The organism is Burkholderia sp. AcTa6-5 (assembly GCF_017815075.1).
Lineage (GTDB): Bacteria > Pseudomonadota > Gammaproteobacteria > Burkholderiales > Burkholderiaceae > Burkholderia > Burkholderia sola.
In genome coordinates this window covers 41458-65031 of the sequence record NZ_JAGIQE010000018.1, presented here as the reverse complement: position 1 = coordinate 65031, position 23574 = coordinate 41458, and the positions used below count along the sequence as shown (strand labels likewise).

General features: G+C 66.8%; 22 protein-coding genes. 7 read left to right on the top strand and 15 right to left on the bottom strand.

Features of this window, described 5'->3' with window-relative positions; all coding sequences use genetic code 11:
• Positions 1-133 precede the first annotated feature (133 nt).
• The 5 genes from J8I33_RS23110 to J8I33_RS23090 all read left to right on the top strand — a co-directional run bounded on the left by J8I33_RS23110 (position 134) and on the right by J8I33_RS23090 (position 6838).
• Positions 134-1198: a regulator gene (locus J8I33_RS23110; protein ID WP_124651469.1), complete on the top strand. Its 1065-nt coding sequence runs from the start codon at positions 134-136 to the stop codon at positions 1196-1198.
• A 13-nt stretch (positions 1199-1211) separates the two neighbouring features.
• The gene (gene recJ, locus J8I33_RS23105) at positions 1212-2909 is read left to right on the top strand and encodes a single-stranded-DNA-specific exonuclease RecJ (RefSeq protein WP_050012999.1); all 1698 of its coding nucleotides are present in this window, start codon (positions 1212-1214) and stop codon (positions 2907-2909) included.
• Between the two features lie 148 nt (positions 2910-3057).
• A protein-coding gene (prfB, locus tag J8I33_RS23100) for a peptide chain release factor 2 (protein ID WP_102961735.1) occupies positions 3058-4162 on the top strand; the annotation gives its coding sequence in 2 pieces (ribosomal slippage) (positions 3058-3138 and positions 3140-4162; 1104 coding nt in all).
• A 73-nt stretch (positions 4163-4235) separates the two neighbouring features.
• On the top strand, positions 4236-5762 hold the full coding sequence (gene lysS / locus J8I33_RS23095) for a lysine--tRNA ligase (protein ID WP_050013000.1): 1527 nt from the start codon (positions 4236-4238) through the stop codon (positions 5760-5762).
• A 347-nt stretch (positions 5763-6109) separates the two neighbouring features.
• The gene (locus J8I33_RS23090) at positions 6110-6838 is read left to right on the top strand and encodes a glycine zipper 2TM domain-containing protein (RefSeq protein ID WP_124556715.1); all 729 of its coding nucleotides are present in this window, start codon (positions 6110-6112) and stop codon (positions 6836-6838) included.
• A gap of 153 nt (positions 6839-6991) precedes the next feature.
• Here the strand turns inward: J8I33_RS23090 and iscX are convergent, their stop codons facing one another.
• The 12 genes from iscX to J8I33_RS23030 all read right to left on the bottom strand — a co-directional run bounded on the left by iscX (position 6992) and on the right by J8I33_RS23030 (position 16114).
• Positions 6992-7201, bottom strand: coding sequence for a Fe-S cluster assembly protein IscX (iscX, locus tag J8I33_RS23085; RefSeq protein ID WP_006478393.1), 210 nt, complete (start codon positions 7199-7201; stop codon positions 6992-6994).
• 19 nt (positions 7202-7220) lie between these two features.
• A complete protein-coding gene (gene fdx / locus J8I33_RS23080) occupies positions 7221-7562 on the bottom strand; it encodes an ISC system 2Fe-2S type ferredoxin (protein WP_006478392.1) in 342 nt (113 codons plus the stop codon).
• Between the two features lie 87 nt (positions 7563-7649).
• Positions 7650-9518: a Fe-S protein assembly chaperone HscA gene (hscA, locus tag J8I33_RS23075; protein WP_209939133.1), complete on the bottom strand. Its 1869-nt coding sequence runs from the start codon at positions 9516-9518 to the stop codon at positions 7650-7652.
• 54 nt (positions 9519-9572) lie between these two features.
• The gene (gene hscB / locus J8I33_RS23070; protein ID WP_209939132.1) at positions 9573-10100 is read right to left on the bottom strand and encodes a Fe-S protein assembly co-chaperone HscB; all 528 of its coding nucleotides are present in this window, start codon (positions 10098-10100) and stop codon (positions 9573-9575) included.
• Between the two features lie 96 nt (positions 10101-10196).
• Positions 10197-10520, bottom strand: a complete 324-nt coding sequence (gene iscA / locus J8I33_RS23065; RefSeq protein ID WP_011885413.1) for an iron-sulfur cluster assembly protein IscA — start codon at positions 10518-10520, stop codon at positions 10197-10199.
• A gap of 65 nt (positions 10521-10585) precedes the next feature.
• Positions 10586-10993, bottom strand: coding sequence for a Fe-S cluster assembly scaffold IscU (gene iscU / locus J8I33_RS23060; RefSeq protein WP_006478389.1), 408 nt, complete (start codon positions 10991-10993; stop codon positions 10586-10588).
• A gap of 67 nt (positions 10994-11060) precedes the next feature.
• Entirely contained in the window at positions 11061-12284 is a 1224-nt protein-coding gene (locus tag J8I33_RS23055) for an IscS subfamily cysteine desulfurase (protein ID WP_069621823.1), read from the bottom strand.
• Positions 12285-12349: 65 nt separating this feature from the next.
• On the bottom strand, positions 12350-12889 hold the full coding sequence (gene iscR, locus J8I33_RS23050; protein ID WP_006401955.1) for a Fe-S cluster assembly transcriptional regulator IscR: 540 nt from the start codon (positions 12887-12889) through the stop codon (positions 12350-12352).
• 114 nt (positions 12890-13003) lie between these two features.
• On the bottom strand, positions 13004-13486 hold the full coding sequence (locus J8I33_RS23045) for a low molecular weight protein-tyrosine-phosphatase (protein WP_050013004.1): 483 nt from the start codon (positions 13484-13486) through the stop codon (positions 13004-13006).
• Between the two features lie 101 nt (positions 13487-13587).
• Positions 13588-13815: a hypothetical protein gene (locus J8I33_RS23040; RefSeq protein WP_050013005.1), complete on the bottom strand. Its 228-nt coding sequence runs from the start codon at positions 13813-13815 to the stop codon at positions 13588-13590.
• 128 nt (positions 13816-13943) lie between these two features.
• Complete coding sequence (locus J8I33_RS23035) at positions 13944-15356, bottom strand: lactate utilization protein B (protein WP_050013006.1); 1413 nt, start codon at positions 15354-15356, stop codon at positions 13944-13946.
• A gap of 35 nt (positions 15357-15391) precedes the next feature.
• Entirely contained in the window at positions 15392-16114 is a 723-nt protein-coding gene (locus tag J8I33_RS23030) for a (Fe-S)-binding protein (RefSeq protein ID WP_209939131.1), read from the bottom strand.
• Positions 16115-16297: 183 nt separating this feature from the next.
• On the opposite strand from J8I33_RS23030, the gene J8I33_RS23025 reads away from it, so the two are divergent.
• The gene (locus J8I33_RS23025; RefSeq protein ID WP_050013008.1) at positions 16298-17107 is read left to right on the top strand and encodes an IclR family transcriptional regulator; all 810 of its coding nucleotides are present in this window, start codon (positions 16298-16300) and stop codon (positions 17105-17107) included.
• 126 nt (positions 17108-17233) lie between these two features.
• Here the strand turns inward: J8I33_RS23025 and pbpG are convergent, their stop codons facing one another.
• Positions 17234-18400 carry a D-alanyl-D-alanine endopeptidase gene (pbpG, locus tag J8I33_RS23020; RefSeq protein ID WP_050013009.1) on the bottom strand — a complete coding sequence of 389 codons (1167 nt, stop codon included), beginning with the start codon at positions 18398-18400 and terminating at the stop codon, positions 17234-17236.
• Between the two features lie 654 nt (positions 18401-19054).
• Between pbpG and J8I33_RS23015 the strand changes: the two genes are divergently transcribed.
• Complete coding sequence (locus tag J8I33_RS23015) at positions 19055-19621, top strand: phasin family protein (protein ID WP_034188948.1); 567 nt, start codon at positions 19055-19057, stop codon at positions 19619-19621.
• 199 nt (positions 19622-19820) lie between these two features.
• On the opposite strand, the gene lpdA is transcribed toward J8I33_RS23015, so the two are convergent.
• Together lpdA and aceF are read right to left on the bottom strand one after the other, a co-directional pair.
• Positions 19821-21593: a dihydrolipoyl dehydrogenase gene (gene lpdA, locus J8I33_RS23010; protein ID WP_124557689.1), complete on the bottom strand. Its 1773-nt coding sequence runs from the start codon at positions 21591-21593 to the stop codon at positions 19821-19823.
• A 284-nt stretch (positions 21594-21877) separates the two neighbouring features.
• The gene (aceF, locus tag J8I33_RS23005) at positions 21878-23530 is read right to left on the bottom strand and encodes a dihydrolipoyllysine-residue acetyltransferase (RefSeq protein ID WP_209939130.1); all 1653 of its coding nucleotides are present in this window, start codon (positions 23528-23530) and stop codon (positions 21878-21880) included.
• Between the last annotated feature and the right edge of the window lie 44 nt (positions 23531-23574).

Genomic DNA, 23574 nt, shown 5'->3' with positions numbered 1-23574 from the left:
GGCACGCCGCGGCCGGACCGCCGCCGGGTGGCGGCCGGCAGCCCGGGCACGGTCGAAAAAACGGCCGCCGGACGCGAACGGGCCGTCAACCGGCCCGATCACGCGCGCAGTTTGCCATACAATGCGCACCATCATGCACGACCGACGCCTCCATTTTCTCGTTCCGTTCGCGCTGCCGTCGGCGGCCGACGCGGCCTCGTCCCTGCACACGCTGGACAGCCCCGCGCTCCAAAAGTTGCTCGCCCGCGCGACTCTCGTCGAGCGTGTGGCCGGCGAGGACTTCCAGCGCACGCTGCCGCACGAGCGCTGGCTGGCAAGCCGCTTCGGCGCCACGCAGGGCAACGCCGCCGACGAGGCGCCGCTCGCGCCCTACATGCTGCTGGCCGACGGCGGCGATCCCGGCACCCAGGCATGGGCGTGCGTCGAGCCCGTGCACGTCGAAATCGCGCACGATCACCTGGTACTCGTCGATCCGGCTTCGCTGGCGCTCGACGACGGCGACGCGGCCGCGCTGCTCGCGGTCGCGCGGCCGCTGATCGAGGAGCTCGGCGTGCGGCTCGAAGCGCCGAACCCGGCGCGCTGGTACCTGTCGAGCGACCAGCTCGCGCGCCTTGCCGGCGCCGCGCCGCTGCGCGCCAGCGGCCGCAACATCGAGATCTGGCTGCCGCACGAGGCGCATACGGGCGAGCGCTCGCGGATGTGGATGAAACTGCAGAACGAAGTGCAGATGGCGTGGTTCCAGCACCCGGTGAACGAAGCCCGCGAGGCGCGTGGGCTGCCCGCCGTCAATTCGGTCTGGTTCCATGCGCAGGGCACGCTGAAGCCGGTCGGCAAGCCGTTCGCGCGCGTGCTGTCCGCGTCGCCGGCCGCGCTCGGCCTCGCACGCGCCGCGCACGCCGAAGCCGGCGACCTGCCCGCGACGTTCGGCGCGCTGCCCGCCGCCGATGGCGCGACGCTCGTCGAGCTGCCGACGCTGACCACGCCGTTCATCGAGCAGGACTGGGCGCGCTGGCACGACGGCCTCGCCGCGCTGGAGCGCGACTGGTTCGCGCCCGCGCTCGCCGCGCTGCGGAACGGCGAGCTGGCGAGCGTCGACGTCACGCTGTGCGGCGACACGGGCTCCGTGACGCTGCACGCGACGCGCGGCGACCTGCGCAAGTTCTGGCGCCGCCGCGCGCTTGCCTCCCTGTTCGAATAACAAGCCAACCCGAATGACCCGGATCGTTACCCGCCCCGTCGCGCCCGCCGACGCCGAAGCGCTCGCGCGCCACGGACTGCACCCCGTCCTCGCGCGCCTGTACGCGTCGCGCGGCGTGCAGTCGCCCGTCGACATCGAGACCGCGCTCGCGCGCCTCGTTCCGCCCACCGAGCTGAAAGGCTGCGCCGATGCGGCGGTGCTGCTCGCCGACGCGATCGCCGACCAGCGACGCCTGCTCGTCGTCGCCGACTACGACTGCGACGGCGCGACCGCCTGCGCGGTCGCGGTGCGCGGCCTGCGGATGTTCGGCGCGCAGATCGACTACCTGGTGCCGAACCGCTTCGAATACGGCTACGGCCTCACGCCCGAGATCGTCGAGCTCGCGGCTGCGCGCAAGCCCGACCTGCTGATCACCGTCGACAACGGGATCGCGAGCGTCGCCGGCGTCGAAGCCGCGAACGCGCGCGGCATCGACGTGCTCGTGACCGACCACCACCTGCCCGGCGACGCGCTTCCCGCCGCGCGCGCGATCGTCAACCCGAACCAGCCCGGCTGCGCGTTCCCGAGCAAGCACCTCGCCGGCGTCGGCGTGATGTTCTACGTGTTGCTCGCGCTGCGCGCCGAGCTGCGTCGCCGCGGCGCGTTCGCGAGCAAGGAAGCCGAGCCGCGGCTCGACGGCCTGCTCGACCTCGTCGCGCTCGGCACCGTCGCCGACGTCGTACGGCTCGACGGCAACAACCGCGTGCTCGTCGCGCAGGGGCTGCAGCGCATCCGCAACGGCCGCATGCAGCCGGGCATCGCCGCGCTGTTCCGCGCCGCCGCGCGCGAAGCGCGCACCGCGTCGGGCTTCGACCTCGGCTTCGGCCTCGGCCCGCGCCTGAACGCGGCCGGGCGGCTATCCGACATGTCGCTCGGCATCGAATGCCTGATCACCGACGACATCGGCCGCGCGTGGGATCTCGCGCAGCAACTCGACGTGATGAACCGCGAACGCCGCGAAATCGAAGCCGGCATGCAGCAGCAGGCGCTCGCCGATCTCGCCGACGTCGATCCGGCCGACGCGTGCACGATCACGCTGTTCAATCCCGAGTGGCACCAGGGCGTGATCGGCATCGTCGCCGGCCGGCTCAAGGAAAAGTTCCACCGCCCGTCGTTCACGTTCGCGCACGCCGACGACGAAGGCAAACGGGTCAAGGGATCGGGCCGGTCGATCGCCGGCTTCCATCTGCGCGACGCGCTCGACCTCGTGTCGAAACGCGAACCGGACCTGATCGTCGCGTTCGGCGGCCACGCGATGGCGGCCGGCCTCACGCTCGACACCGATAACGTGCCGCGCTTCGCGGCCGCGTTCGAGGCCGTCGCGCGCGAATGGCTGTCCGACGACGCACTCGCCCGCGTGATCGAGACCGACGGCGAGCTCGAGGACGCGTACTTCACGCCGCAGTTCGTCGGCCTGCTCGACGAGGCCGTGTGGGGGCAAGGGTTTCCGGCCCCGCTTTTCTCGGGCGAATTCGACGTCGTGTCGCAGTCGCTCGTGAAGGAAAAGCACCTGAAGCTGCAGCTGGCGCGCGGCCGCCAGCGCTTCAACGCGATCTGGTTCAACCACACCGAGCCGCTGCCGGCGAGTGCGCTGGTCGCGTACCGGCTCGTCGCCGATACGTGGAACGGCGTCACGCGCGTCCAGCTGATCGTCGAACACGCGGCCGGCTGAGCATCGCACCCGGCCCGCGACGCGGCGCCGCGCGCGCGCCGCGCCGGATGGGCCGTCAACACGCGTGCTGGCACCGTTTGCGTCACCGGGCAAGCCCGCCGATCGGCTATAATTCCGCTTTTTTACGAAGCAAGAATAGCGAACGATCATGGAAGCGGAACGTCTCAACGCGATCGAAAGCTCCCTGCTCGACCTGCGCAACCGCGCGGGCGAGCTTCGGGGGTATCTTTGACTACGACGCCAAAGCTGCGCGTCTGACCGAAGTCAACAAGGAACTCGAAGACCCGAACGTCTGGAACGACTCGAAGAACGCCCAGGCGCTCGGTCGCGAGAAAAAGCTGCTCGAAGGCGTCGTCACGACGCTCACCGCGCTCGATAGCGACCTGCGCGATGCGCTCGACCTGTTCGAGCTGGCGCGCGAGGAAGGCGACGAGGACACCCTTCTCGCGTCCGAAGACGACGCCGCGAAGCTCGAGGCGCGCGTCGGCGACATCGAGTTCCGCCGGATGTTCTCGAACCCGGCCGATCCGAACAACTGCTTCATCGACATCCAGGCCGGCGCCGGCGGCACCGAGGCATGCGACTGGGCGTCGATGCTGCTGCGCCAGTACCTGCGCTACTGCGAACGCAAGGGCTTCAAGGCCGAGGTGCTCGAAGAGTCCGACGGCGACGTCGCCGGCATCAAGAACGCGACGGTCAAGGTCACGGGCGAATACGCATACGGCTTCCTGCGCACCGAAACGGGCATCCACCGTCTCGTGCGCAAGTCGCCGTTCGACTCGTCGGGCGGTCGCCATACGTCGTTCTCGTCGGTGTTCGTCTATCCGGAAATCGACGATTCGATCGAAGTCGAGATCAACCCGGCCGACCTGCGCATCGACACGTACCGCGCGTCGGGCGCGGGCGGTCAGCACATCAACAAGACCGACTCCGCGGTACGGATCACGCACATGCCGACCGGCATCGTCGTGCAGTGCCAGAACGACCGCTCGCAGCACCGCAACCGCGCCGAAGCGATGGCGATGCTGAAGTCGCGCCTGTACGAAGTCGAAATGCGCAAGCGCCAGGCCGAGCAGGACAAGCTCGAATCGAGCAAGACCGATGTGGGCTGGGGCCACCAGATCCGCTCGTACGTGCTCGACCAGAGCCGCGTGAAGGACCTGCGCACGAACGTCGAAATGAGCAACACGCGGGCGGTGCTCGACGGCGACCTCGACGACTTCATCAGCGCGAGCCTCAAACAGGGCGTGTAAGCGCCGCGGCGCGGCCGGCCCGCGCCGCCCTTCCCGTTTGCGTTGCCGCACCCCACTCCGAATTCCGACCATCATGACCGAACCGACCCAAACGCAGCCCGCCGTCACGGCGGACGACAACCAGATCATCGCCGAGCGCCGCGAGAAGCTGCGCGCGTTGCGCGAGCAAGGCGTCGCCTATCCGAACGATTTCCGGCCCGAGCACCACGCAGCCGACCTGCAGGCCAAATTCGCCGATTCGGACAAGGCCGCGCTCGAAGCGAACCCGGTCGAGGTGTCGGTGGCCGGCCGCATGATGCTCAAGCGCGTGATGGGCAAGGCGAGCTTCGCGACGGTGCAGGACGGATCGGGCCAGATCCAGTTCTTCGTGACGCCGAACGACGTCGGCGCCGACACCTACGACGCGTTCAAGAAGTGGGACCTCGGCGACATCGTCGCCGCGCGCGGCGTGCTGTTCCGCACCAACAAGGGCGAGCTGTCGGTCCAGTGCAAGGAGCTGCGCCTGCTGTCGAAGGCGCTGCGTCCGCTGCCGGACAAGTTCCACGGCCTGTCCGACCAGGAAATGCGCTACCGCCAGCGCTACGTCGACCTGATCGTCACGCCGGAAACGCGCGACACGTTCCGCGCCCGCACGAAGACGATCGCGTCGATCCGCAAGTTCATGGACAACGCCGAGTTCATGGAAGTCGAGACGCCGATGCTGCACCCGATCCCGGGCGGCGCGGCCGCGAAGCCGTTCGTCACGCATCACAATGCGCTCGACATGCAGATGTTCCTGCGCATCGCGCCGGAGCTGTACCTGAAGCGCCTGATCGTCGGCGGCTTCGAGCGCGTGTTCGAGATCAACCGTAACTTCCGGAACGAAGGCGTGTCGCCGCGTCACAACCCGGAATTCACGATGATGGAGTTCTACGCCGCGTACACCGACTACCGCTGGCTGATGGACTTCACCGAGCAGTTGATCCGCCAGGCGGCGATCGATGCGCTCGGCACCGCGACGATCCAGTACCAGGGCCGCGAGCTCGACCTCGCGAAGCCGTTCCATCGCCTGACGATCACGCAGGCGATCCAGAAGTACGCACCGGACTACACCGACGGCCAGCTGTCGGACGACGCGTTCCTGCGCACCGAACTGAAGCGCCTCGGCGTCGACGTGTCGCAGCCGGCGTTCCTGAACGCAGGCATCGGCGCGCTGCAGCTCGCGCTGTTCGAGGAAACCGCGGAATCGCAGCTGTGGGAGCCGACCTACATCATCGACTACCCGGTCGAGGTGTCGCCGCTCGCACGCGCATCGGATACGGTGCCGGGCATCACCGAGCGTTTCGAGCTGTTCATGACCGGCCGCGAAATCGCGAACGGCTTCTCGGAGCTGAACGATCCGGAAGACCAGGCCGCGCGCTTCAAGAAGCAGGTCGAGCAGAAGGATGCGGGCGACGAGGAAGCGATGTTCTTCGACGCCGACTACATCCGCGCGCTCGAATACGGGATGCCGCCGACCGGCGGTTGCGGGATCGGTATCGACCGTCTGGTGATGCTGCTGACCGACAGCCCGACGATCCGCGACGTGCTGCTGTTCCCGCACCTGCGCCGCGAAGACTGACGCCTGCCACCGCGTGTGCGCCGCGTCCCGTGGCGCGCACGCGTCGGCTTTGTAACGACGCGTAAATCCCGCCAGCCGGCGTCCGCCGGCCTTCGATCCTCCCCCGTTTTATTCCCTCGTCGCGACGCGCTTCTCCGGGTTTTCCCGGAAACGGCCGTGAATGCCCCGCTGCAATTCGTTACACCTTGATACGGCGCGCCGCTGGGCCGTGGACGACACTCCTGTTGCGTCACCACGCATGACCACGGGACCAGAACGAGGCGCCGGAACGCCGAGTCTGCTCGCTCCCGAGCGTGGGATCCTGCTCCGGCGCAGCGCGCCGATCCGGATCGACCTTGGAGAACAAAATGGACAACCAGAATCAGACCACGCCGCAAAAGCAACGCCTTCACCCGCTGATCGCCACCGCAGCGGGAGCCGTCATCGTCGCCAGCCTCGCGGCGACGGCAGCGATCACGGGCGTCTTCCCGAAAGCCACCAGCAGCAACGAACAGAACGGCCAGACCCAGGCCGCGCTGATCGCGTCGCAGCCGGCCGTCGATACGGCCGCGGCCGCCAGCGCCGCGCTGGCCGCGCAAGCGCAGCGGCAGGCCGCGGAACAGGCCGCCGCGCAGCAGAAGGCCGCCGTCGCGCAGGCCGAGCCGAAGCCCGCGCCGCGCCCGGCCGCGCCGCACCGCCGTCACACGACCGCACCGCAGCCGCCGCAATACGCGCAGCAGCCGTCGGCGCCCGCGCAAGCCTACTGCCAGAGTTGCGGCACGGTCGTCGCGATCACGCAGACGCGCACGCCGGGTCAGAGCTCGGGGATCGGCGCCGTGGGCGGCGCGGCGGCCGGTGGCTTGCTCGGCAACCAGTTCGGCCACGGCAACGGCCGCACCGCAATGACGATCATCGGCGCGCTGGGCGGCGGGCTCGCCGGCAACCAGGTCGAGAAGCAGGTTCGCGCGGAAACCGACTATCAGGTGCAAGTGCAGATGGAAAGCGGCGCGACGCGCACGTTCACTTACCACAACCCGCCGCCGTTCGGCCAGGGCCAGCGCGTGCGGATCGAGAACGGCACGCTGGTCGGCGCTTAAAGCTGATCGCGTAATCGCAGGCGTCCCCTGCCCGCGCAACGTGCGCGGGCAGCGCGCCCAAAACGAAAACGGCTCGCGAGCAAATGCTCACGAGCCGTTTTTCATTGGCGCGGCGTGCACCGTTGCAGCGCACGCCGTGACCGGTCGGGTCCGTCAGTCCTCGTCGTCGAAATCCGATTCGTCGATCCAGTGTGCCTGGATCGCCTCAAGGATCTTCTCGCCCGAGTGCGTCGGATCGTCGTCGAAGCCGTCGAGCTCGAGCACCCACTGGCGCAGGTCGACGAAGTTGATCCGCTGCGGGTCGATGTCCGGGTGCTTGTCCGCCAGCGCAATGGCTATTTCACGCGAATCGGTCCATTTCATCGCCTGCCTCCGGTTCCTGTCAGTGATTTTCCTTCGCGTGGTTGATCGAGTACTTCGGGATCTCGACCACCAGGTCCGAATCTTCCTTCACGATCGCCTGGCACGACAGGCGCGACGTCGGCTCGAGGCCCCACGCCTTGTCCAGCAGATCATCCTCGTCCTCCTCGGACGGCGTCAGATCGTTGAAGCCTTCGCGGATCACCACGTGGCACGTCGTGCATGCGCACGACTTCTCGCATGCATGCTCGATCTCGATCCCGTGATCGAGCAGGTTGTCGCAGATACTCTTGCCGGGCGTCGCGTCGATCACCGCACCGTCCGGGCACAGTTCGACGTGAGGCAGCACCACCAGTTGAGGCATGTTCGTTCCGTCAGTCAGGGTGCGGCGCCGCGCGCCGCACGTTCATCGTCGCGCGGGCCGTTGCCGGCCGATGCGCGGTTCGTGGGTTCAGATCTCGTCGAGCCGGCGGCCCGACAGCGCGCGCTTGATGCTCTTGTCCATCCGGCGCGCCGCGAATTCGTCGGTACCGTCGGCCAGCGCCTTGGTCGCCGCTTCGATCGCGTTCGTATCGTCGCCCTGCGCGACCGCGCGCAACGCCGCGGTCAGCGCGTCGACCTGCGCGCGCTCGTCGGCCTCGAGCAATTCGCCGTCGGCCGCCAGCGCGGCCTGCGTCGCCTCGAGCATCCGCTCGGCCTCGACCTGCGCTTCGCGCAGCGCACGGGCGCGCATGTCGATTTCGGCGGTCTTGAAGCTGTCTTCCAGCATCTTCGCGATGTCGTCGTCGGCGAGGCCGTACGACGGCTTCACGACGACCGACGCCTCGACGCCCGACAACTGCTCGCGGGCGAACACCGACAGGAGGCCGTCCGCATCGACCTGATAGGTCACGCGAATGCGGGCCGCGCCCGCCGTCATCGGCGGAATGCCGCGCAGCTCGAAGCGCGCGAGCGACCGGCAGTCGGCGACGAGCTCGCGCTCGCCCTGCACGACGTGGATCGCCATCGCGGTCTGGCCGTCCTTGAAGGTCGTGAATTCCTGCGCACGCGCGATCGGAATCGTCGAGTTGCGCGGAATGATCTTCTCGACGAGACCGCCCATCGTCTCGACACCGAGCGACAGCGGAATCACGTCGAGCAGCAGCCAGTCGTCGCCGGTGCCGCGGTTGCCCGCGAGCAGATCGGCCTGGATCGCCGCGCCGAGCGCGACGACCTGGTCCGGATCGAGGTTCACGAGCGGCGGCTGGCCGAAATACTTCGCGACCGCGTCGCGGATCACCGGCATGCGCGTCGCGCCGCCGACGAGCACGACGCCCTTGATGTCGGCCGGCGTGACCTGCGCATCGCGCAGCGCCTTGCGGGTCGGCGTGAGCGTGCGCTGCACGAGCGGCTCGACGAGCGACGCGAACGTGTCGTGCGAAATCGTCTGCACGAGGTGCGCGCCGCTCGACAGCGTCACGTCGAGCGCCGCTTCGGGCGCCGACGACAGCGCTTCCTTCAGCACGCGCACGCGATCGAGCAGCAGGCGCACGTCCTCGGGCGCGAGCGTCTTCGCGTCGATACCGGCCTGCGCGAGCGCGTGACCGAACAGCGCGTGGTCGAAATCGTCGCCGCCGAGCGCGGAATCGCCGCCCGCGGCCAGCACCTCGAACACGCCCTTCGTCAGCTTCAGGATCGACAGGTCGAACGTGCCGCCGCCGAGGTCGTACACCGCATAAAGGCCTTCGGCCGCGTTGTCGAGACCATAGGCGATCGCCGCGGCGGTCGGTTCGTTCAGCAGGCGCAGCACGTTGAGGCCCGCGAGGCGCGCGGCATCCTTGGTCGCCTGGCGCTGTGCGTCGTCGAAGTACGCGGGCACCGTGATCACCGCGCCGACCAGATCGTCGCCGAGCGAATCCTCGGCGCGATAACGCAGCGTCGCGAGAATCTCGGCCGACACTTCGACCGGGCTCTTCACGCCGTCGATCGTGCGGATCTGCACCATGCCCGGCGCGTCGACGAATTCGTACGGCGCGTTCGCCGCGCCTTCGACCTCGGCCTTGCCGCGGCCCATGAAGCGCTTGACCGACACGATCGTGTTGCGCGGATCGGTCGCGGCCTGCGCCTTCGCTTCGTGGCCGATGCGGCGGCCGCCCTTCTCGAGGTAACGGACCACCGACGGCAGCAGCACGCGGCCCGCTTCGTCCGGCAGGACTTCGGGCACGCTGTTGCGCACGGCGGCGACGAGCGAGTTCGTCGTGCCGAGATCGATCCCGACGGCGAGTCGCCGCTGGTGCGGCGCCGGCGCCATGCCCGGTTCGGAAATTTGCAGTAAAGCCATCTTGGTTCGTTCGGGCGCTCGGCCCGTTTGCTGCGCGTGCCGCCAGGCACGCGGTTAAGTTTCGAGGCGCTCGATCTGCGTGCCCACTTCCGACGCGACCCGTTCGATGAACATCAGCTGACGCACGGCTTCCGCGGCTGCCTGGTCGGCGCCGCTGTCGAGCAGCGTGCCGAGGCGCTCGACGCGCACGCGCTTCTCGTCGCGCAACTCGGCGAGCAATGCATCGAGCGCGTCGACGTTGCGGGCGGCCGCGGCGTCCTCGATGCCCTCGCGCCATTCCATCTGCTGCATCAGGAAGGCGGGCTCCATCGCCGTGTTGTTTTCCGCGCCGATGTCGACGCCGCGCAGCGACAGCAGATAGGACGCGCGCTTCAGCGGATCGCGCAGCGTGCGGTACGCCTCGTTCGCGCGCGTGGCCCATTGCATCGCGATGCGCTTTTGCGCATCGCCGGCCGCTGCGAAGCGGTCCGGATGCACCTGCGTCTGCACCGTCCGATAGGCGGTGTCGAGCGCCGTCTCGTCGAGCGCGAATTGCGCCGGCAGGTGAAACAGGTCGAAATGGCTGTCTTTGAGCGAAACCATCGTCGCGTTCAATTCCGGTTCGTCGCGCGGCAAACGCCGCACATTAAAAAGGCGGCCCGTGCCGCCTGTTGCCCGCGTCGCGCGGAGGGAGCCGCGTCACACGCGGAACGATTCCCCGCACCCGCACTCGTCCTTCACGTTCGGGTTGTTGAACTTGAACCCTTCGTTCAGGCCTTCACGGGCGAAGTCGAGCTCGGTGCCGTCGATATAGGCGAGGCTCTTCGGATCGACGACGACCTTCACGCCATGGCTCTCGAACACCTGATCCTCGGGAGCCAGCTCGTCGACATACTCGAGCTTGTACGCGAGCCCCGAGCACCCGGTCGTGCGAACGCCAAGCCGCAGGCCCACACCCTTGCCGCGACGGACGAGGTATTTCTGCACGTGCTGTGCTGCTTTTTCGGTCAGTGTAATTGCCATGATGTCCTTGCCGCGGCGCGCCGCCGGGGCCCGCCGCGTTCCCTTCCCTAGCCGCTCGATGCCGTTCAGGCTGCTGCCTGATCGCTTTCCTTGGTGTCGTGGCGCTTCTTGTAGTCGGCCACGGCTGCCTTGATCGCGTCTTCCGCGAGGATCGAGCAGTGAATCTTCACCGGCGGCAGCGCGAGTTCCTCGGCGATCTGCGTGTTCTTGATCGACAGTGCCTCGTCGAGCGTCTTGCCCTTCACCCATTCGGTGACGAGCGAGCTCGATGCGATCGCAGAACCGCAACCGTAGGTCTTGAACTTCGCGTCTTCGATCACGCCGTCCGCGCCGACGCGGATCTGCAGCTTCATCACGTCGCCGCATGCCGGCGCGCCGACCATGCCCGTGCCGACCGTGTCGTCGTCCTTCGCGAACGAACCGACGTTGCGCGGGTTTTCGTAGTGATCCAGAACCTTGTTGCTGTAAGACATGACTCAGACTCCTTGACTCGTTACGTCTGCGTGCGTCAATCCGCCCGCGGTTGCATTCAATGCGGTATCAGTGCGCGGCCCATTCGATCGTCGACAGATCGATGCCTTCCTGGTGCATTTCCCAGAGCGGCGACAGTTCGCGCAGCTTCGCGATCTTGCTGTTCAGCAGATCGACCACGAAGTCGACTTCCTGCTCCGTCGTGAAGCGGCCGACCGTGAAGCGGATCGAGCTGTGCGCGAGTTCGTCGTTGCGGCCGAGCGCACGCAGCACGTACGACGGCTCCAGCGACGCGGACGTGCATGCGGAGCCCGACGACACCGCAACGTCCTTGATCGCCATGATCAGCGACTCGCCTTCGACGAAGTTGAAGCTGATGTTCAGGTTGTGCGGGACACGGCGATCCATGTCGCCGTTCACGTAGGTTTCCTCGATCTGCGACAGGCCGCGCAGCAGCTTGTCCCGCAGCATGCGGATGCGCTCGTTCTCGGTCGCCATTTCCTCGCGCGCGATGCGGAACGCCTCGCCCATGCCGACGATCTGGTGCGTCGCCAACGTGCCCGACCGCATCCCGCGCTCGTGACCGCCGCCGTGCATCTGCGCTTCGATGCGCACGCGCGGCTTGCGGCGCACATACAGCGCGCCGATGCCCTTCGGGCCGTAGGTCTTGTGCGCCGAGAACGACATCAGGTCGACCTTCAGCTTCGCGAGGTCGATCGCGACCTTGCCGGTCGACTGCGCGGCATCGACGTGGAACACGATGCCCTTCTCGCGGCAGATTTCACCGATCGTCTCGATGTCCTGGATCACGCCGATCTCGTTGTTCACGTGCATCACCGACACGAGGATCGTGTCCGGGCGCAGCGCGGCCTTGAACACGTCGAGGTCGATCAGGCCGTCGTCCTTCACGTCGAGGTAGGTGACTTCGAAACCGTCGCGCTCGAGCTCGCGGCACGTGTCGAGCACGGCCTTGTGCTCGGTCTTCACCGTGATGATGTGCTTGCCCTTGCCCTTGTAGAAGTTCGCGGCGCCCTTGATCGCGAGGTTGTCCGACTCGGTGGCGCCCGACGTCCAGATGATCTCGCGCGGATCGGCATTCACGAGTGCGGCCACCTGTTCGCGCGCTTCCTCGACCGCACGCTCCGCGTCCCAGCCGTAAGCGTGGCTGCGCGACGCCGGGTTGCCGAACTGCTCGCGCAGGTACGGCACCATCTTGTCGACCACGCGCGGATCGACGGGCGTCGTCGCGCTGTAATCCATATAGATGGGCAGGTGGAGAGTCTCTTGGGTCATCTGTCGCTCCGGGTATTCTGTGCAGGGACTATGTGCGTTATGGGGGTTGGCGGGCGCCTTCGCGCTCACGAACTCGCGATGTTGAACACCGAATTGGGGCCGAGCGGCATCGTGCGCACGGGCTCGGCCGGTGCGGCGACGGGCTCCGGCGCGCGACGGTCGCGCAGCACCGCAGGGGCGCCCTCGCGTGCGCGCTGCTGATCGACGAGATCCTGCAGCGACACCGAATCGAGGTATTCGACCATCTTCTGGTTCAGCGTCGACCACAGCTCGTGCGTCATGCAATGGCCGTCGGGCTGCTTCGAGCCGTCGCACGTGCCTTTGCCGCCGCACTGCGTGGCGTCGAGCGGTTCATCGACCGCGATGATGATGTCGGCGACGGTGACGTCCTGCGCGCGACGCGCGAGGTTGTAGCCGCCGCCCGGGCCGCGCACGGATTCGACGATTTCATGCCTGCGCAGCTTGCCGAACAGCTGTTCGAGATACGAGAGCGAAATCCGCTGGCGCTGGCTGATGCCTGCAAGCGTCACCGGGCCCTGCTCCTGGCGCAGTGCCAAGTCAATCATCGCCGTGACGGCGAAACGGCCTTTGGTGGTGAGTCTCATGGTGTCTAGGGGACTGCAATCTTGACGATTTTGGTCAAGTATAAATATTTGACGTTTTTAGTCAAGTATCCATGTCTGTGAAAGGGTATTCGCAGACCGCTGAATATTGCGCGGTCAGTGCGCCGTGCGCGCGCGGAGCGTCTCCAGCAGACCCGCGCACGCGCGCTCGACCTGGTCGAGCACCTGCTCGAAGCCCTGCGCGCCGCCGAAATACGGATCGGCCACTTCGGTTTCGGTCGCGCCCGGCGCGAATTCCATCAGCAGGCGCACCTTGTCGCGATGCTGCGGCGGACAGCGACGGCGCAGCTCGGCGAGATTCGCTTCGTCCATCGCGAGCAGCAAATCGAACCGCTCGAAATCCGCCGCGCTCACCTGCCGCGCGCGCAGCGCCGACAGATCGTAGCCGCGGCTGCGGGCTGCCGCCTGCGCACGCGTATCGGGCGGCTCGCCGACGTGCCAGTCGCCAGTGCCGGCCGAATCGATCGCGATCCGGTCGGCCAGCGCGGCCGCATCGACCTGGTGGCGCATCACGCCCTCCGCGGTGGGCGAACGGCAGATGTTGCCGAGACAGACGAAACAGATCGCAACGCGGGTCATCGCACTATCGAAAAGCCGCGGCGCACCGCGTGGGAGAAGAACACGCCATTATACAAAGGCGGCCGACATCACGCCGCCGCGCGAAGCGACGGCGTCATGCGTTACAGAGCCTTCGGCGCAGCGAGCGCCATGTCGCCGGATGCCGCGGGCAGCGGCTGCGCCGCGTCGCCGACCAGCCCGAACGACACCGCGCGCGCCAGTTCGGCGGACGCCTGGTGAACCGCGAGCGGGCCGCGCGACGGCGCATCGGCCATCGCATGCAGATAGGCAACCGCTGCCAGCGGAACCACGATTGCCAGCGGCCAGTACATCGATATTGTCTTCTTCATGATGCGGACCTCGTTGACCTCGTACCCCGAAACCCGATTCCGGGGACTACAGACGAGATTCTATAGATCGCATCTATCAAGATAAATATGCAAATAGCGAACGCACTGTTGCCGCTCGCTGAACAGTGTCAGCCGAGGTGACTTTGCGACGCCGCGTACAGCTCGCGGAACGTGCGCCCGGTCGGCGTCGGAAGGTCGCGCGTATCCATCCAGCCGCCCATCATCGGCAGGCGCCGCAGCATGCCGCCGTCGCCGCCCAGCCGCTCGAGGACGCGCACCGCGAGCTTGGTCGTCAGCGCATACAGCATCGGGCGTCGGGCGAAGAACCCCCACGCGGCGAGCGCCGCGCGTTCGCGCCACGGTCGCAGGTGGCGCTCGACCTGCTTCTCGCGCAACGTGCGCAACAGGTGCGACAACGGAATCCCGGCCGGGCACACGCTGTCGCATTCGCCGCACAGCGTCGCCGCCTGCGGCAGGTCGAGCGTGCGGTCGAGCCCGACGTAGCTCGGCGTCAGCACCGATCCCATCGGCCCCGGATAGACCCAACCGTACGCATGACCGCCGACCTTCTGGTACACCGGGCAATGGTTCATGCACGCGCCGCAGCGGATGCAGCGCAGCATCTCCTGGAATTCGCCGCCGATCAGGCCCGTGCGGCCGCCGTCCACGAGCACCACGTAGTTGTGCTCGGGGCCGTCCTCGTCGCCGGGCCCGCGCGGCCCGGTCAGCAGCGAGAAATAGTTCGACGTCTTCTGCCCGGTCGCGGAACGCGGCAGCAGCCGCATCGCGGTCGCGAGATCCTCGAGGGTCGGCAACACCTTCTCGATGCCGGTCACCGCGACATGCACGCGCGGCATCACCGTGCACATGCCCTCGTTCCCTTCGTTCGTCACGATCGCGACCGAACCCGTTTCCGCGATCACGAAGTTGCCGCCCGTCACGCCCATGTCGGCCGACATGAAATGCGGGCGCAGCACCTCGCGCGCCTCGCGCGTCATGTCCGGGATCTCGGTGAGCCGCTCGCGCCCATGCGTGCGCGCGAACAGGTCGGCGATCTCGTCCTTGTCCTTGTGCACGACGGGCGCAATGATGTGGCTCGGCGGCTCGTTGTCGTTGATCTGCAGGATGTATTCGCCGAGATCGGTCTCGATCGACTGCACGCCCATCTCGGCGAGCACCGCGTTCAGGCGCATTTCCTCGGACACCATCGACTTGGTCTTGATGACCTTCTTCACGTCGTGCCGGCGCGCGATGTCGGCCACGAGCCGCGCGGCGTCCGCAGTCGTTTCGGCGAAGAGCACCGTCGTGCCGCGCCGCGTCGCCTCGCGCTCGAACGCCTCGAGCCACACATCGAGATTCTCGAGCGCGCGGTTGCGGCGCGCCTTCAGCGCGGCGCGCGTGGCCGGAAAGTCGATCAGGGTCATCGCGTCGGCGCGCGCGGACACGAACTTCGTCGACAGCTTCTTCAGGTTCTGCTGCAGGCGCTGGTCGGCCAGCTTCTGGCCGGCGCGCGCCTTGAAATGCATCGATTGGACTTGCATCGCGGTATCGGGGAAAAAGTGAGCGGAACCGGGCGTCAGACGTCGCCCGCCAGCACTTGCGCGACGTGCAGCACGCGCGTGTCGCGGTCGCCGGTGCGGCGCAACCGCCCTTCGATGTTCAGCATGCAGCCGAGATCGCCGAGCACCACCGTGCCCGCGCCCGACGCGCGCACGTTCGCGCATTTTTCGTCCGCGATGGCCGCCGAGATGTCGCCGTATTTCACCGAGAAGGTGCCGCCGAAGCCGCAACAGTGCTCGCAGTCCTTCATCTCGGCGACGGCCACGCCGCGCTGTGCGAGCAGCGCGCGCGGCTGCGCCTTCACGCCGAGCTCGCGCAGGCCCGAGCACGAATCGTGATAGGTGACCGGCCCGGCGAATTCGCCCGGCGCGAGCGACACCTTCGCGACGTTCGCGAGGAAATCGGTCAGTTCGTAAACTTTCTGCTGGAACCGCGTGTAGCGCCCCATCAGCTCGGGATCGTCGCGGAACAGGTCGCCGTAGTGCGCGCGGATCATCCCGCCACACGAACCGGACGGCGCGACGACGTAATCGAATGACTCGAACTCGCGCAGCGTCTTTTCCGCGAGGTCGCGTGCGAGCGCGCGGTCGCCCGAGTTGTAGGCGGGCTGGCCGCAGCAGGTCTGCGTAGGCGGCACGATCACCTCGTAGCCGGCGTCGCGAATCAGCTTGAGCGCCGAAAAACCGATTTCGGGGCGTATCAGGTCGACCAGGCAGGTGACGAACAAACCGACTCGCATACGTGCTCCTTCGAGAAAACGGCTCTCATTATCCGACGTTTGTCCGGCAAGACCAACGCCGGCCCGCGCGCAAGCCCGCGGTGCGCGAAACGAGGACTTCCTCGAACGGCGTTCGCTTTTTTCACGATACGAGATACAATCGATCCAACACCGCTTGACGCGTCAACCGATTCCTCCCCCGACATGAGCCAACCCACCCCGGATTCAAAAACGTCGATCCAGGTGATCGAACGCATGATGCGGTTGCTGGACGCGCTCGCCGCGCACAGCGACCCCGTCAGCCTGAAGGAACTTGCGCAGCGCACGGAGTTGCACCCGTCGACCGCGCACCGCATCCTCAACGACATGGTGACCTGCCGCCTCGTCGACCGCTCCGATCCCGGCACCTACCGCCTCGGCATGCGGTTGCTCGAGCTCGGCAATCTCGTGAAGGCGCGCCTGTCGGTGCGCGACGCGGCGCTGATGCCGATGCGCGAGCTGCACCGCCTCACCGGGCAGACCGTGAACCTGTCGGTGCGCCAGGGCGACGAGATCGTCTATATCGAGCGCGCGTATTCGGAGCGCTCGGGAATGCAGGTCGTCCGCGCGATCGGCGGCCGCGCGCCGCTGCACCTCACGTCGGTCGGCAAGCTGTTCCTCGCGGCCGACGAAACGTCGCGCGTGCGTGCGTATGCGACGCGCACGGGACTGTCCGGCCATACGCAGAACAGCATCACCGATATCGCGAAGCTCGAGCGCGAGCTGACGATCGTCCGCCAGCAATCGTGCGCGCGCGACAATGAAGAACTCGAACTCGGCGTGCGCTGCATCGCGGCCGGCATCTACGACGATTCGGGCAAGCTCGTCGCGGGGCTGTCGCTGTCGGCGCCGGCCGACCGGCTGCAGGACGCGTGGCTCGGCCAGTTGAGCCGGACGGCGCTCACCATCTCGGAATCGCTCGGCTACCGGCCGGCGCCCGCGAAGGACGTGGACGGGCTGCAGCGGCAGGCGTAAGCCGCGCCGGCGGCCAGGTTCCTTCCGGCGCCGGCGCCGGTTTCGCCAGACAAAAAAAGCCCCGCGATTGCGGGGCTTTTGCGTTGCGGCGACCGGTACGGTACGGCGGCGAACCGCCGCGCGCGATCAGGTGCCGCCGCTCGGCGTGTTGGCCGCCGTCAGGCGCTCGCCGCCGCCGGCATCGAGCCAGTTGCGCAGGCGCGAGGCATCGGCGAAACGCGAGTACTTGCCGAACGAATCGAGCAGCACCATGACCATCGGCCGGCCGTGAATCGTGGCCTGCATCACGAGGCATTCGCCCGCTTCGTTGATGAAGCCCGTCTTCTGCAGGCCGATGTCCCACGAGCCGTTGCCGCGGATCAGCGCGTTGGTGCTGTTGTAGACGAGGTTGCGCTTGCCCGTGTACACCTCGTAGGTGCGATCGGTCGAGAACTGGCGGATCATCGGGTACTGGTACGCCGCATTGACCATCTTCACGAGATCGCGCGCGCTCGACACGTTCGAGCTCGACAGGCCGGTCGAATTCTCGAAATGCGTATCGGTCATGCCGAGCGACTTCGCCTTCGCGTTCATCGCTGCGATGAACGCCGGACGGCCGCCCGGGTAGTAGCGCGACAGCGCGGCGGCCGCGCGGTTTTCCGACGCCATCAGCGCGATGTGCAGCATGTCCTCGCGCGACAGCACCGAGCCGACCGACAGGCGCGAGCCCGTGCCCTTCTCGTAGTCGCGGTCTTCGTCGGTGACTTCGAGCTGATCGGTCATCGGCGACTTCGAGTCGAGCACGACCATGGCCGTCATCAGCTTCGAGATCGACGCGATCGGCACGACCGCGTGCGAATTCTTGTCGAACAGCGGCTCGCCGGAATTCTGGTCGACGACGTACGCGACGCTCGAGCGCAGCGCGAGCGCGTCGGGCGTGTCGTGCAGGCCGAACGCCTGGCCGACCGTCGGACGGCGCGGCTGGAACGCGACCTTGCGCACCGCGCCGCGATGGCCGCCATGCAGGTTGTTCGCCGCGAGCGTCACGCGCTTGCGCGACGCTTTCGCGCGCGGCGCATCGGCGTCGGCGACCTTGGCGGATTTGTCGGAGGTCGCCCGGGCCGACTTCTTCTTCGCTGACGAAGCAGGAGCGACGGCCTTTTTCTTGGCGGCTTGGGTCTTCGCAGTGGCGGCGAAGGCGTCGGCAGGCGTGACGGACGCGGTGGTCGCGAGCAACGCGACTGCGACCGACACAGCGGTGCCGAGCGTCATGCTCTGCAACAATCTGCGCGGTGAAAACGATTCGGCTTTCATTGGGGTCTGGACAAAGCGGGCGGGAGGTTTCCGCAAGTGTAGTTAAAGCTGAAAAAAAGAGCAATATTAGGCACTTACCGATCGTCTTTAAACCGGAATGTAAGAGTCGGCCAACCTCCGGCCAATCGACCCTTCCGTTCCCATCGAAAAAATCGATGGGACGCACTGCCCGACAGCGCCCGTCTCCCGATTACCACGCGGTTAATTGAGATAACGTCACTTCGGCGGCAATTTAAAGCGGGGAAAGTACGTATCCGATGCTCGGCGTGCCCAGGGCGCCGGTCTCGGCCGTAACGGCGGCACGTCGCCACGGCACGCGCGTCGAAACGGCGCGTTTTTCGACAGGAACAGAAGGATAACGTTCCATGGGCCTGTCAGGTTTACCTGTGCGTGATCATGGTGCGGCGCGTTTTCCCCGGCGCCGTGCGCACCATGTGGGAACACGCATGAAACCGATTCCGCACGGGTGCGATAACTCGTTGTTTTATCGATAATTTGTCGCGATTGTGCAACGCACAAAAAGTGCTTGACATCCGTGCTCTCTGCCCTAAAATAGGCCTCATTGCTGCGTTGCACAAAGCACGCGGCGCCGAAGTTCCCCAGCGTAGTGCCCTTTATCCTGCGATCGACGCGATCGCTTTTCAGGAGCCTGACATGTCCTTGCTGACCCCCGAGCAAATCGCCGCCGCCCAAAAAGCCAACCTCGAAAGCCTGTTCGGTCTGACGACCAAGGCGTTCGAAGGCGTCGAAAAGCTGATCGAACTCAACCTGCAAGTCGTGAAGTCGACGCTGGCCGAAGGCCAGGAAAACGCGCAGCGTCTGCTGTCGGTGAAGGACGCGCAGGAACTGATCGCGCTGCAAGCGAGCCTGTCGCAGCCGGTCGCGGAAAAGGTGCTGTCGTACGGCCGTCACCTGTACGAAATCGCATCGTCGACGCAAGCCGAGTTCGCGAAGGTCGCCGAAGCGCAATTCGACGAGCAGAACAAGAAGGTCCAGGCACTCGTCGACAACGTCGCGAAGAACGCCCCGGCCGGTTCGGAAACGGCTGTCGCCGCACTGAAGTCGGCGCTGAACGCTGCGAACACCACGTACGAAACGGTTCAGAAGGCCACGAAGCAAGCGGTGGAAATCGCTGAAACGAACTTCAACGCCGCTGCTGCCGTCGCAACGAAGGCTGCAACCGCCGCTGCCGCACGTCGTTCGAGCAAGCCGGCCGCGTAAGCGTCCCCTGCTCCTGAAAGAGCCGCGCCCAGCGCGGCTTTTTCGTTTCTGGCGCCGGAATGTGCCGGGCGGGCGGCCAACTGCCCGCCACCATCGAGCCTGTCGCGCGCCACGCAAAACAAAACGCCGCCGTCCGGTTTGCCCGGGCGGCGGCGTTTTCGTGGCCGGCGCGTGGCCGGCCATGCCGGTCGCGTTACTGTTACTTCTTGCGTTGCGGCGGCAGGTCCGTACAGACGCCTTCGTACAGCTCGGCGGCCATGCCGACCGATTCGCCGAGCGTCGGGTGCGGGTGGATCGTCTTGCCGATGTCTTCCGCGTCCGCGCCCATCTCGACCGCGAGGCACACTTCGCTGATCAGGTCGCCCGCGTTCAGGCCGACGATCGCACCGCCGATCACGCGATGGGTTTCCTCGTCGAAGATCAGCTTCGTGAAGCCTTCGTCGCGACCGTTCGCGATTGCGCGGCCCGAAGCGGCCCACGGGAACACGGCCTTGCCGTACTTGATGCCTTCGGCCTTGCACTGGTCCTCGGTCTTGCCGGCCCACGCCACTTCCGGATCGGTGTAGGCCACCGACGGGATCTGCAGTGCGTCGAAGTACGCCTTTTCGCCGTGCGCGGCTTCCGCGGCGACGTGGCCTTCATGCACGGCCTTGTGCGCGAGCATCGGCTGGCCGACGATATCGCCGATCGCGAAGATGTGCGGGACGTTCGTGCGCATCTGCTTGTCGACGTCGATGAAGCCGCGATCCGTGACCGCGACGCCGGCCTTGTCGGCACCGATCTTCTTGCCGTTCGGGCTGCGGCCCACCGCGACGAGCACGAGGTCGTAGCGCTGCGCTTCCGCCGGCGCCTTTTCGCCCTCGAACTTCACGTAGATGCCGTCTTCCTTCGCTTCCGCGCCGACCGTCTTGGTCTTCAGCATCACGTTGCCGAAGCGCTTCGCGTTGTACTTTTCCCAGACCTTCACGAGATCGCGGTCGGCGCCCATCATCAGGCCGTCCATCATTTCGACGACGTCGATCTCGGCGCCGAGCGTCGAGTAGACCGTCGCCATTTCGAGGCCGATGATGCCGCCGCCGATCACGAGCATGCGCTTGGGCAGCTGGCGCAGTTCGAGCGCGCCCGTCGAATCGACGACGCGCGGGTCTTCCGGCATGAACGGCAGCTTCACGGCCTGCGAGCCCGCGGCGATGATCGCCTGCTTGAACTTGACGACCTTCTTGCCGTTTTCGCCCTGCACTTCCATGTGGAACGGATCGACGAACGCGCCGACGCCGGTGACCACTTCGACCTTGCGCGCCTTCGCCATGCCGGCGAGGCCGGTCGTCAGTTTCTTGACGACGCCGCCCTTGAAGTCGCGCAGCTTGTCGAGATCGACTTGCGGCTTGCCGAACGTGATGCCGTGCGACGCGAGCGCCGCGGCTTCCTCGACGACGAGCGACGTATGCAGCAGCGCCTTCGACGGGATGCAGCCGACGTTCAGGCAGACGCCGCCGAGCGTCGAATAGCGTTCGACGAGTACGGTCTTCATGCCGAGGTCGGCGGCGCGGAATGCGGCCGAGTAGCCGCCGGGGCCGGCGCCGAGCACGAGCATGTCGCACTCGATGTCGGCGGCGCCGCTGTAGCTGCCGGCTTGCGGCGCGGGCGCGGGTGCCGGCGCGGCTGCGGCCGGAGCCGGTGCGGCGGCTGCGGGCTTCGGCGCTTCGGGCGCTTTCGCGGGAGCGGCTGCGCCTGCCGACGCTTCGACGATGGCGATGACGGTGCCTTGCGAGACTTTCTCGCCGGCTTTGACCTTGACTTCCTTGACGGTGCCGGCGACGTCGCTGGGCACTTCCATGGAGGCTTTATCGGATTCGAGCGTGATGAGCGTTTGCTCTTTTTCGATCACGTCGCCGGGTTTGACGTTGACTTCGATGACATCGACGCCGCTGAAATCGCCGATATCCGGAACCTTGACTTCGATGAGACTCATGACTGTCCCCTTCTTGAATAGCTGCAGAGAGAGAGGGAGGGACCGGCGGAAAGACGGAACCTGACGACATGCGGCCTGACAAGAGCACGCGACGTTGGGCAGGACCACCTTTGCCGTCCGCCCAAGGACGCGCCTTTCTTTTGGTCACTTTTCTTTGGAAGACAAAGAAAAGTGACCGCCGCCCCGCGCAGGGGCGACGCTAGCAGACCGTTGGCAAAACAGGTTCAACGACAAGAGCGTGGAGAACAGACACGAAACCACGCCCCCGCGAGCCCCTCATCTCATCAAAGAATGATGCGACGGAAATCCCCGAGCAACGCGCCGAGATACGCATTGAACCGCGCGGCTTCGGCGCCATCGATGACACGATGGTCATACGACAGCGACAACGGCAGCATGAGCCGCGGCACGAACTGCTTGCCGTCCCACACCGGCTTCATCTGCCCGCGCGACAACCCGAGGATCGCCACTTCCGGCGCGTTGATGATCGGCGTGAAGTTTGTCCCGCCGATCCCGCCGAGCGACGAGATCGAGAAGCAGCCGCCCTGCATCTGGTCCGGCTTCAGCTTGCCTTCGCGCGCGGCCTTCGACAGGTCGCTCATTTCCTTCGCGATGTCGACGAGGCCCTTCTTGTCCGCATCGCGGATCACCGGCACGACGAGGCCGTTCGGCGTATCGGCCGCGAAACCGACGTGGAAGTACTGCTTGAACACGAGGTTGTCGCCGTCGAGGCTCGCGTTGAAGGTCGGGAATTTCTTCAGCGCGGCGACGACCGCCTTGATCACGAACGCGAGCATCGTGAACTTCACGCCCGCCTTTTCGTGTTCCTTGTTCAGCTGGACGCGCAGCGCTTCGAGCTCGGTGATGTCCGCTTCGTCGTTGTTCGTGACGTGCGGGATCATCACCCAGTTGCGATGCAGGTTCGCGCCCGAGATCTTCTTGATGCGCGACAGCGGCTTCGCCTCGAACGGGCCGAACTTCGAGAAGTCGACCTTCGGCCAGGGCAGCAGGTTCAGCTCGCCGCCGCCTGCCGGCGCGGCTGCCGCGGCCGGCGCCGCGCGCTGGCCCGTCATCACGCCCTTCACGAAGCCCGTCACGTCTTCCTTCGTAATGCGGCCCTTCGGCCCCGAGCCCTGCACGCGCGCGACTTCGACGCCGAGTTCGCGTGCGAACTTGCGGACCGACGGCGATGCGTGGCTCGCGCGATATTCGCCCGACGGCGCGGCGGCCGGGGCCGGAGCGGCGGCGGCCGGTGCCGGCGCAGCCTTCGCGGGTGCCGGTGCGGCGGCGGGCGCCGGCGCGGCCGCGGCCGGAGTCGGTGCGCTGGCCTGCGGTGCGGCGGCAGCCGAAGCGCCGGCGGCTTCGAGCAGCACGATCAGCGTGCCTTCCGACACCGAATCGCCCACCTTGACCAAGATGCCCTTCACGACGCCGGCGGCCGGGCTCGGCACGTCCATCGTCGCCTTGTCCGACTCGAGCGTGACGAGCGACTGTTCCTTCTCGACCGTGTCGCCGACCTTCACGCCGATCTCGATCACCGGGACATCCTTGTAGTCGCCGATGTCGGGCACCTTCACTTCGAGCGTGCCGCCGGACGCGGCCGGTGCGGCAGCGGGCGCGGCGGCGGCCGGTGCCGGCGCTGCTGCGGGAGCGGGAGCCGCGGCCGGCGCGGCCGCGCCATTCGCCTGCGCGCCTGCGCCGCCTTCGAGCAGGATGATCAACGAGCCTTCCGACACGGAATCGCCGACCTTGACCTTGATTTCCTTCACGACGCCGCCGACCGGGCTCGGCACATCCATCGTCGCCTTGTCGGACTCGAGCGTGACGAGCGACTGCTCGGGCTCGACCGTGTCGCCGACCTTCACGCCGATCTCGATGACCGGCACGTCCTTGTAATCGCCGATATCCGGCACCTTCACTTCGATCGCTTGACTCATCTGTTTCTGTCTCCATGGCCGCGCGCGCTCCTCGCGGGAGCGGC

What these genes read in the sequence shown, in the direction of transcription:
- J8I33_RS23110 (WP_124651469.1), top strand. Translation starts at nt 134, where the DNA reads ATGCACGACCGACGCCTCCATTTTCTCGTTCCGTTCGCGCTGCCGTCG.
- recJ (WP_050012999.1), top strand. Translation starts at nt 1,212, where the DNA reads ATGACCCGGATCGTTACCCGCCCCGTCGCGCCCGCCGACGCCGAAGCG.
- lysS (WP_050013000.1), top strand. Translation starts at nt 4,236, where the DNA reads ATGACCGAACCGACCCAAACGCAGCCCGCCGTCACGGCGGACGACAAC.
- J8I33_RS23090 (WP_124556715.1), top strand. Translation starts at nt 6,110, where the DNA reads ATGGACAACCAGAATCAGACCACGCCGCAAAAGCAACGCCTTCACCCG.
- iscX (WP_006478393.1), bottom strand. Translation starts at nt 7,201, where the DNA reads ATGAAATGGACCGATTCGCGTGAAATAGCCATTGCGCTGGCGGACAAG.
- fdx (WP_006478392.1), bottom strand. Translation starts at nt 7,562, where the DNA reads ATGCCTCAACTGGTGGTGCTGCCTCACGTCGAACTGTGCCCGGACGGT.
- hscA (WP_209939133.1), bottom strand. Translation starts at nt 9,518, where the DNA reads ATGGCTTTACTGCAAATTTCCGAACCGGGCATGGCGCCGGCGCCGCAC.
- hscB (WP_209939132.1), bottom strand. Translation starts at nt 10,100, where the DNA reads ATGGTTTCGCTCAAAGACAGCCATTTCGACCTGTTTCACCTGCCGGCG.
- iscA (WP_011885413.1), bottom strand. Translation starts at nt 10,520, where the DNA reads ATGGCAATTACACTGACCGAAAAAGCAGCACAGCACGTGCAGAAATAC.
- iscU (WP_006478389.1), bottom strand. Translation starts at nt 10,993, where the DNA reads ATGTCTTACAGCAACAAGGTTCTGGATCACTACGAAAACCCGCGCAAC.
- J8I33_RS23055 (WP_069621823.1), bottom strand. Translation starts at nt 12,284, where the DNA reads ATGACCCAAGAGACTCTCCACCTGCCCATCTATATGGATTACAGCGCG.
- iscR (WP_006401955.1), bottom strand. Translation starts at nt 12,889, where the DNA reads ATGAGACTCACCACCAAAGGCCGTTTCGCCGTCACGGCGATGATTGAC.
- J8I33_RS23045 (WP_050013004.1), bottom strand. Translation starts at nt 13,486, where the DNA reads ATGACCCGCGTTGCGATCTGTTTCGTCTGTCTCGGCAACATCTGCCGT.
- J8I33_RS23040 (WP_050013005.1), bottom strand. Translation starts at nt 13,815, where the DNA reads ATGAAGAAGACAATATCGATGTACTGGCCGCTGGCAATCGTGGTTCCG.
- J8I33_RS23035 (WP_050013006.1), bottom strand. Translation starts at nt 15,356, where the DNA reads ATGCAAGTCCAATCGATGCATTTCAAGGCGCGCGCCGGCCAGAAGCTG.
- J8I33_RS23030 (WP_209939131.1), bottom strand. Translation starts at nt 16,114, where the DNA reads ATGCGAGTCGGTTTGTTCGTCACCTGCCTGGTCGACCTGATACGCCCC.
- J8I33_RS23025 (WP_050013008.1), top strand. Translation starts at nt 16,298, where the DNA reads ATGAGCCAACCCACCCCGGATTCAAAAACGTCGATCCAGGTGATCGAA.
- pbpG (WP_050013009.1), bottom strand. Translation starts at nt 18,400, where the DNA reads ATGAAAGCCGAATCGTTTTCACCGCGCAGATTGTTGCAGAGCATGACG.
- J8I33_RS23015 (WP_034188948.1), top strand. Translation starts at nt 19,055, where the DNA reads ATGTCCTTGCTGACCCCCGAGCAAATCGCCGCCGCCCAAAAAGCCAAC.
- lpdA (WP_124557689.1), bottom strand. Translation starts at nt 21,593, where the DNA reads ATGAGTCTCATCGAAGTCAAGGTTCCGGATATCGGCGATTTCAGCGGC.
- aceF (WP_209939130.1), bottom strand. Translation starts at nt 23,530, where the DNA reads ATGAGTCAAGCGATCGAAGTGAAGGTGCCGGATATCGGCGATTACAAG.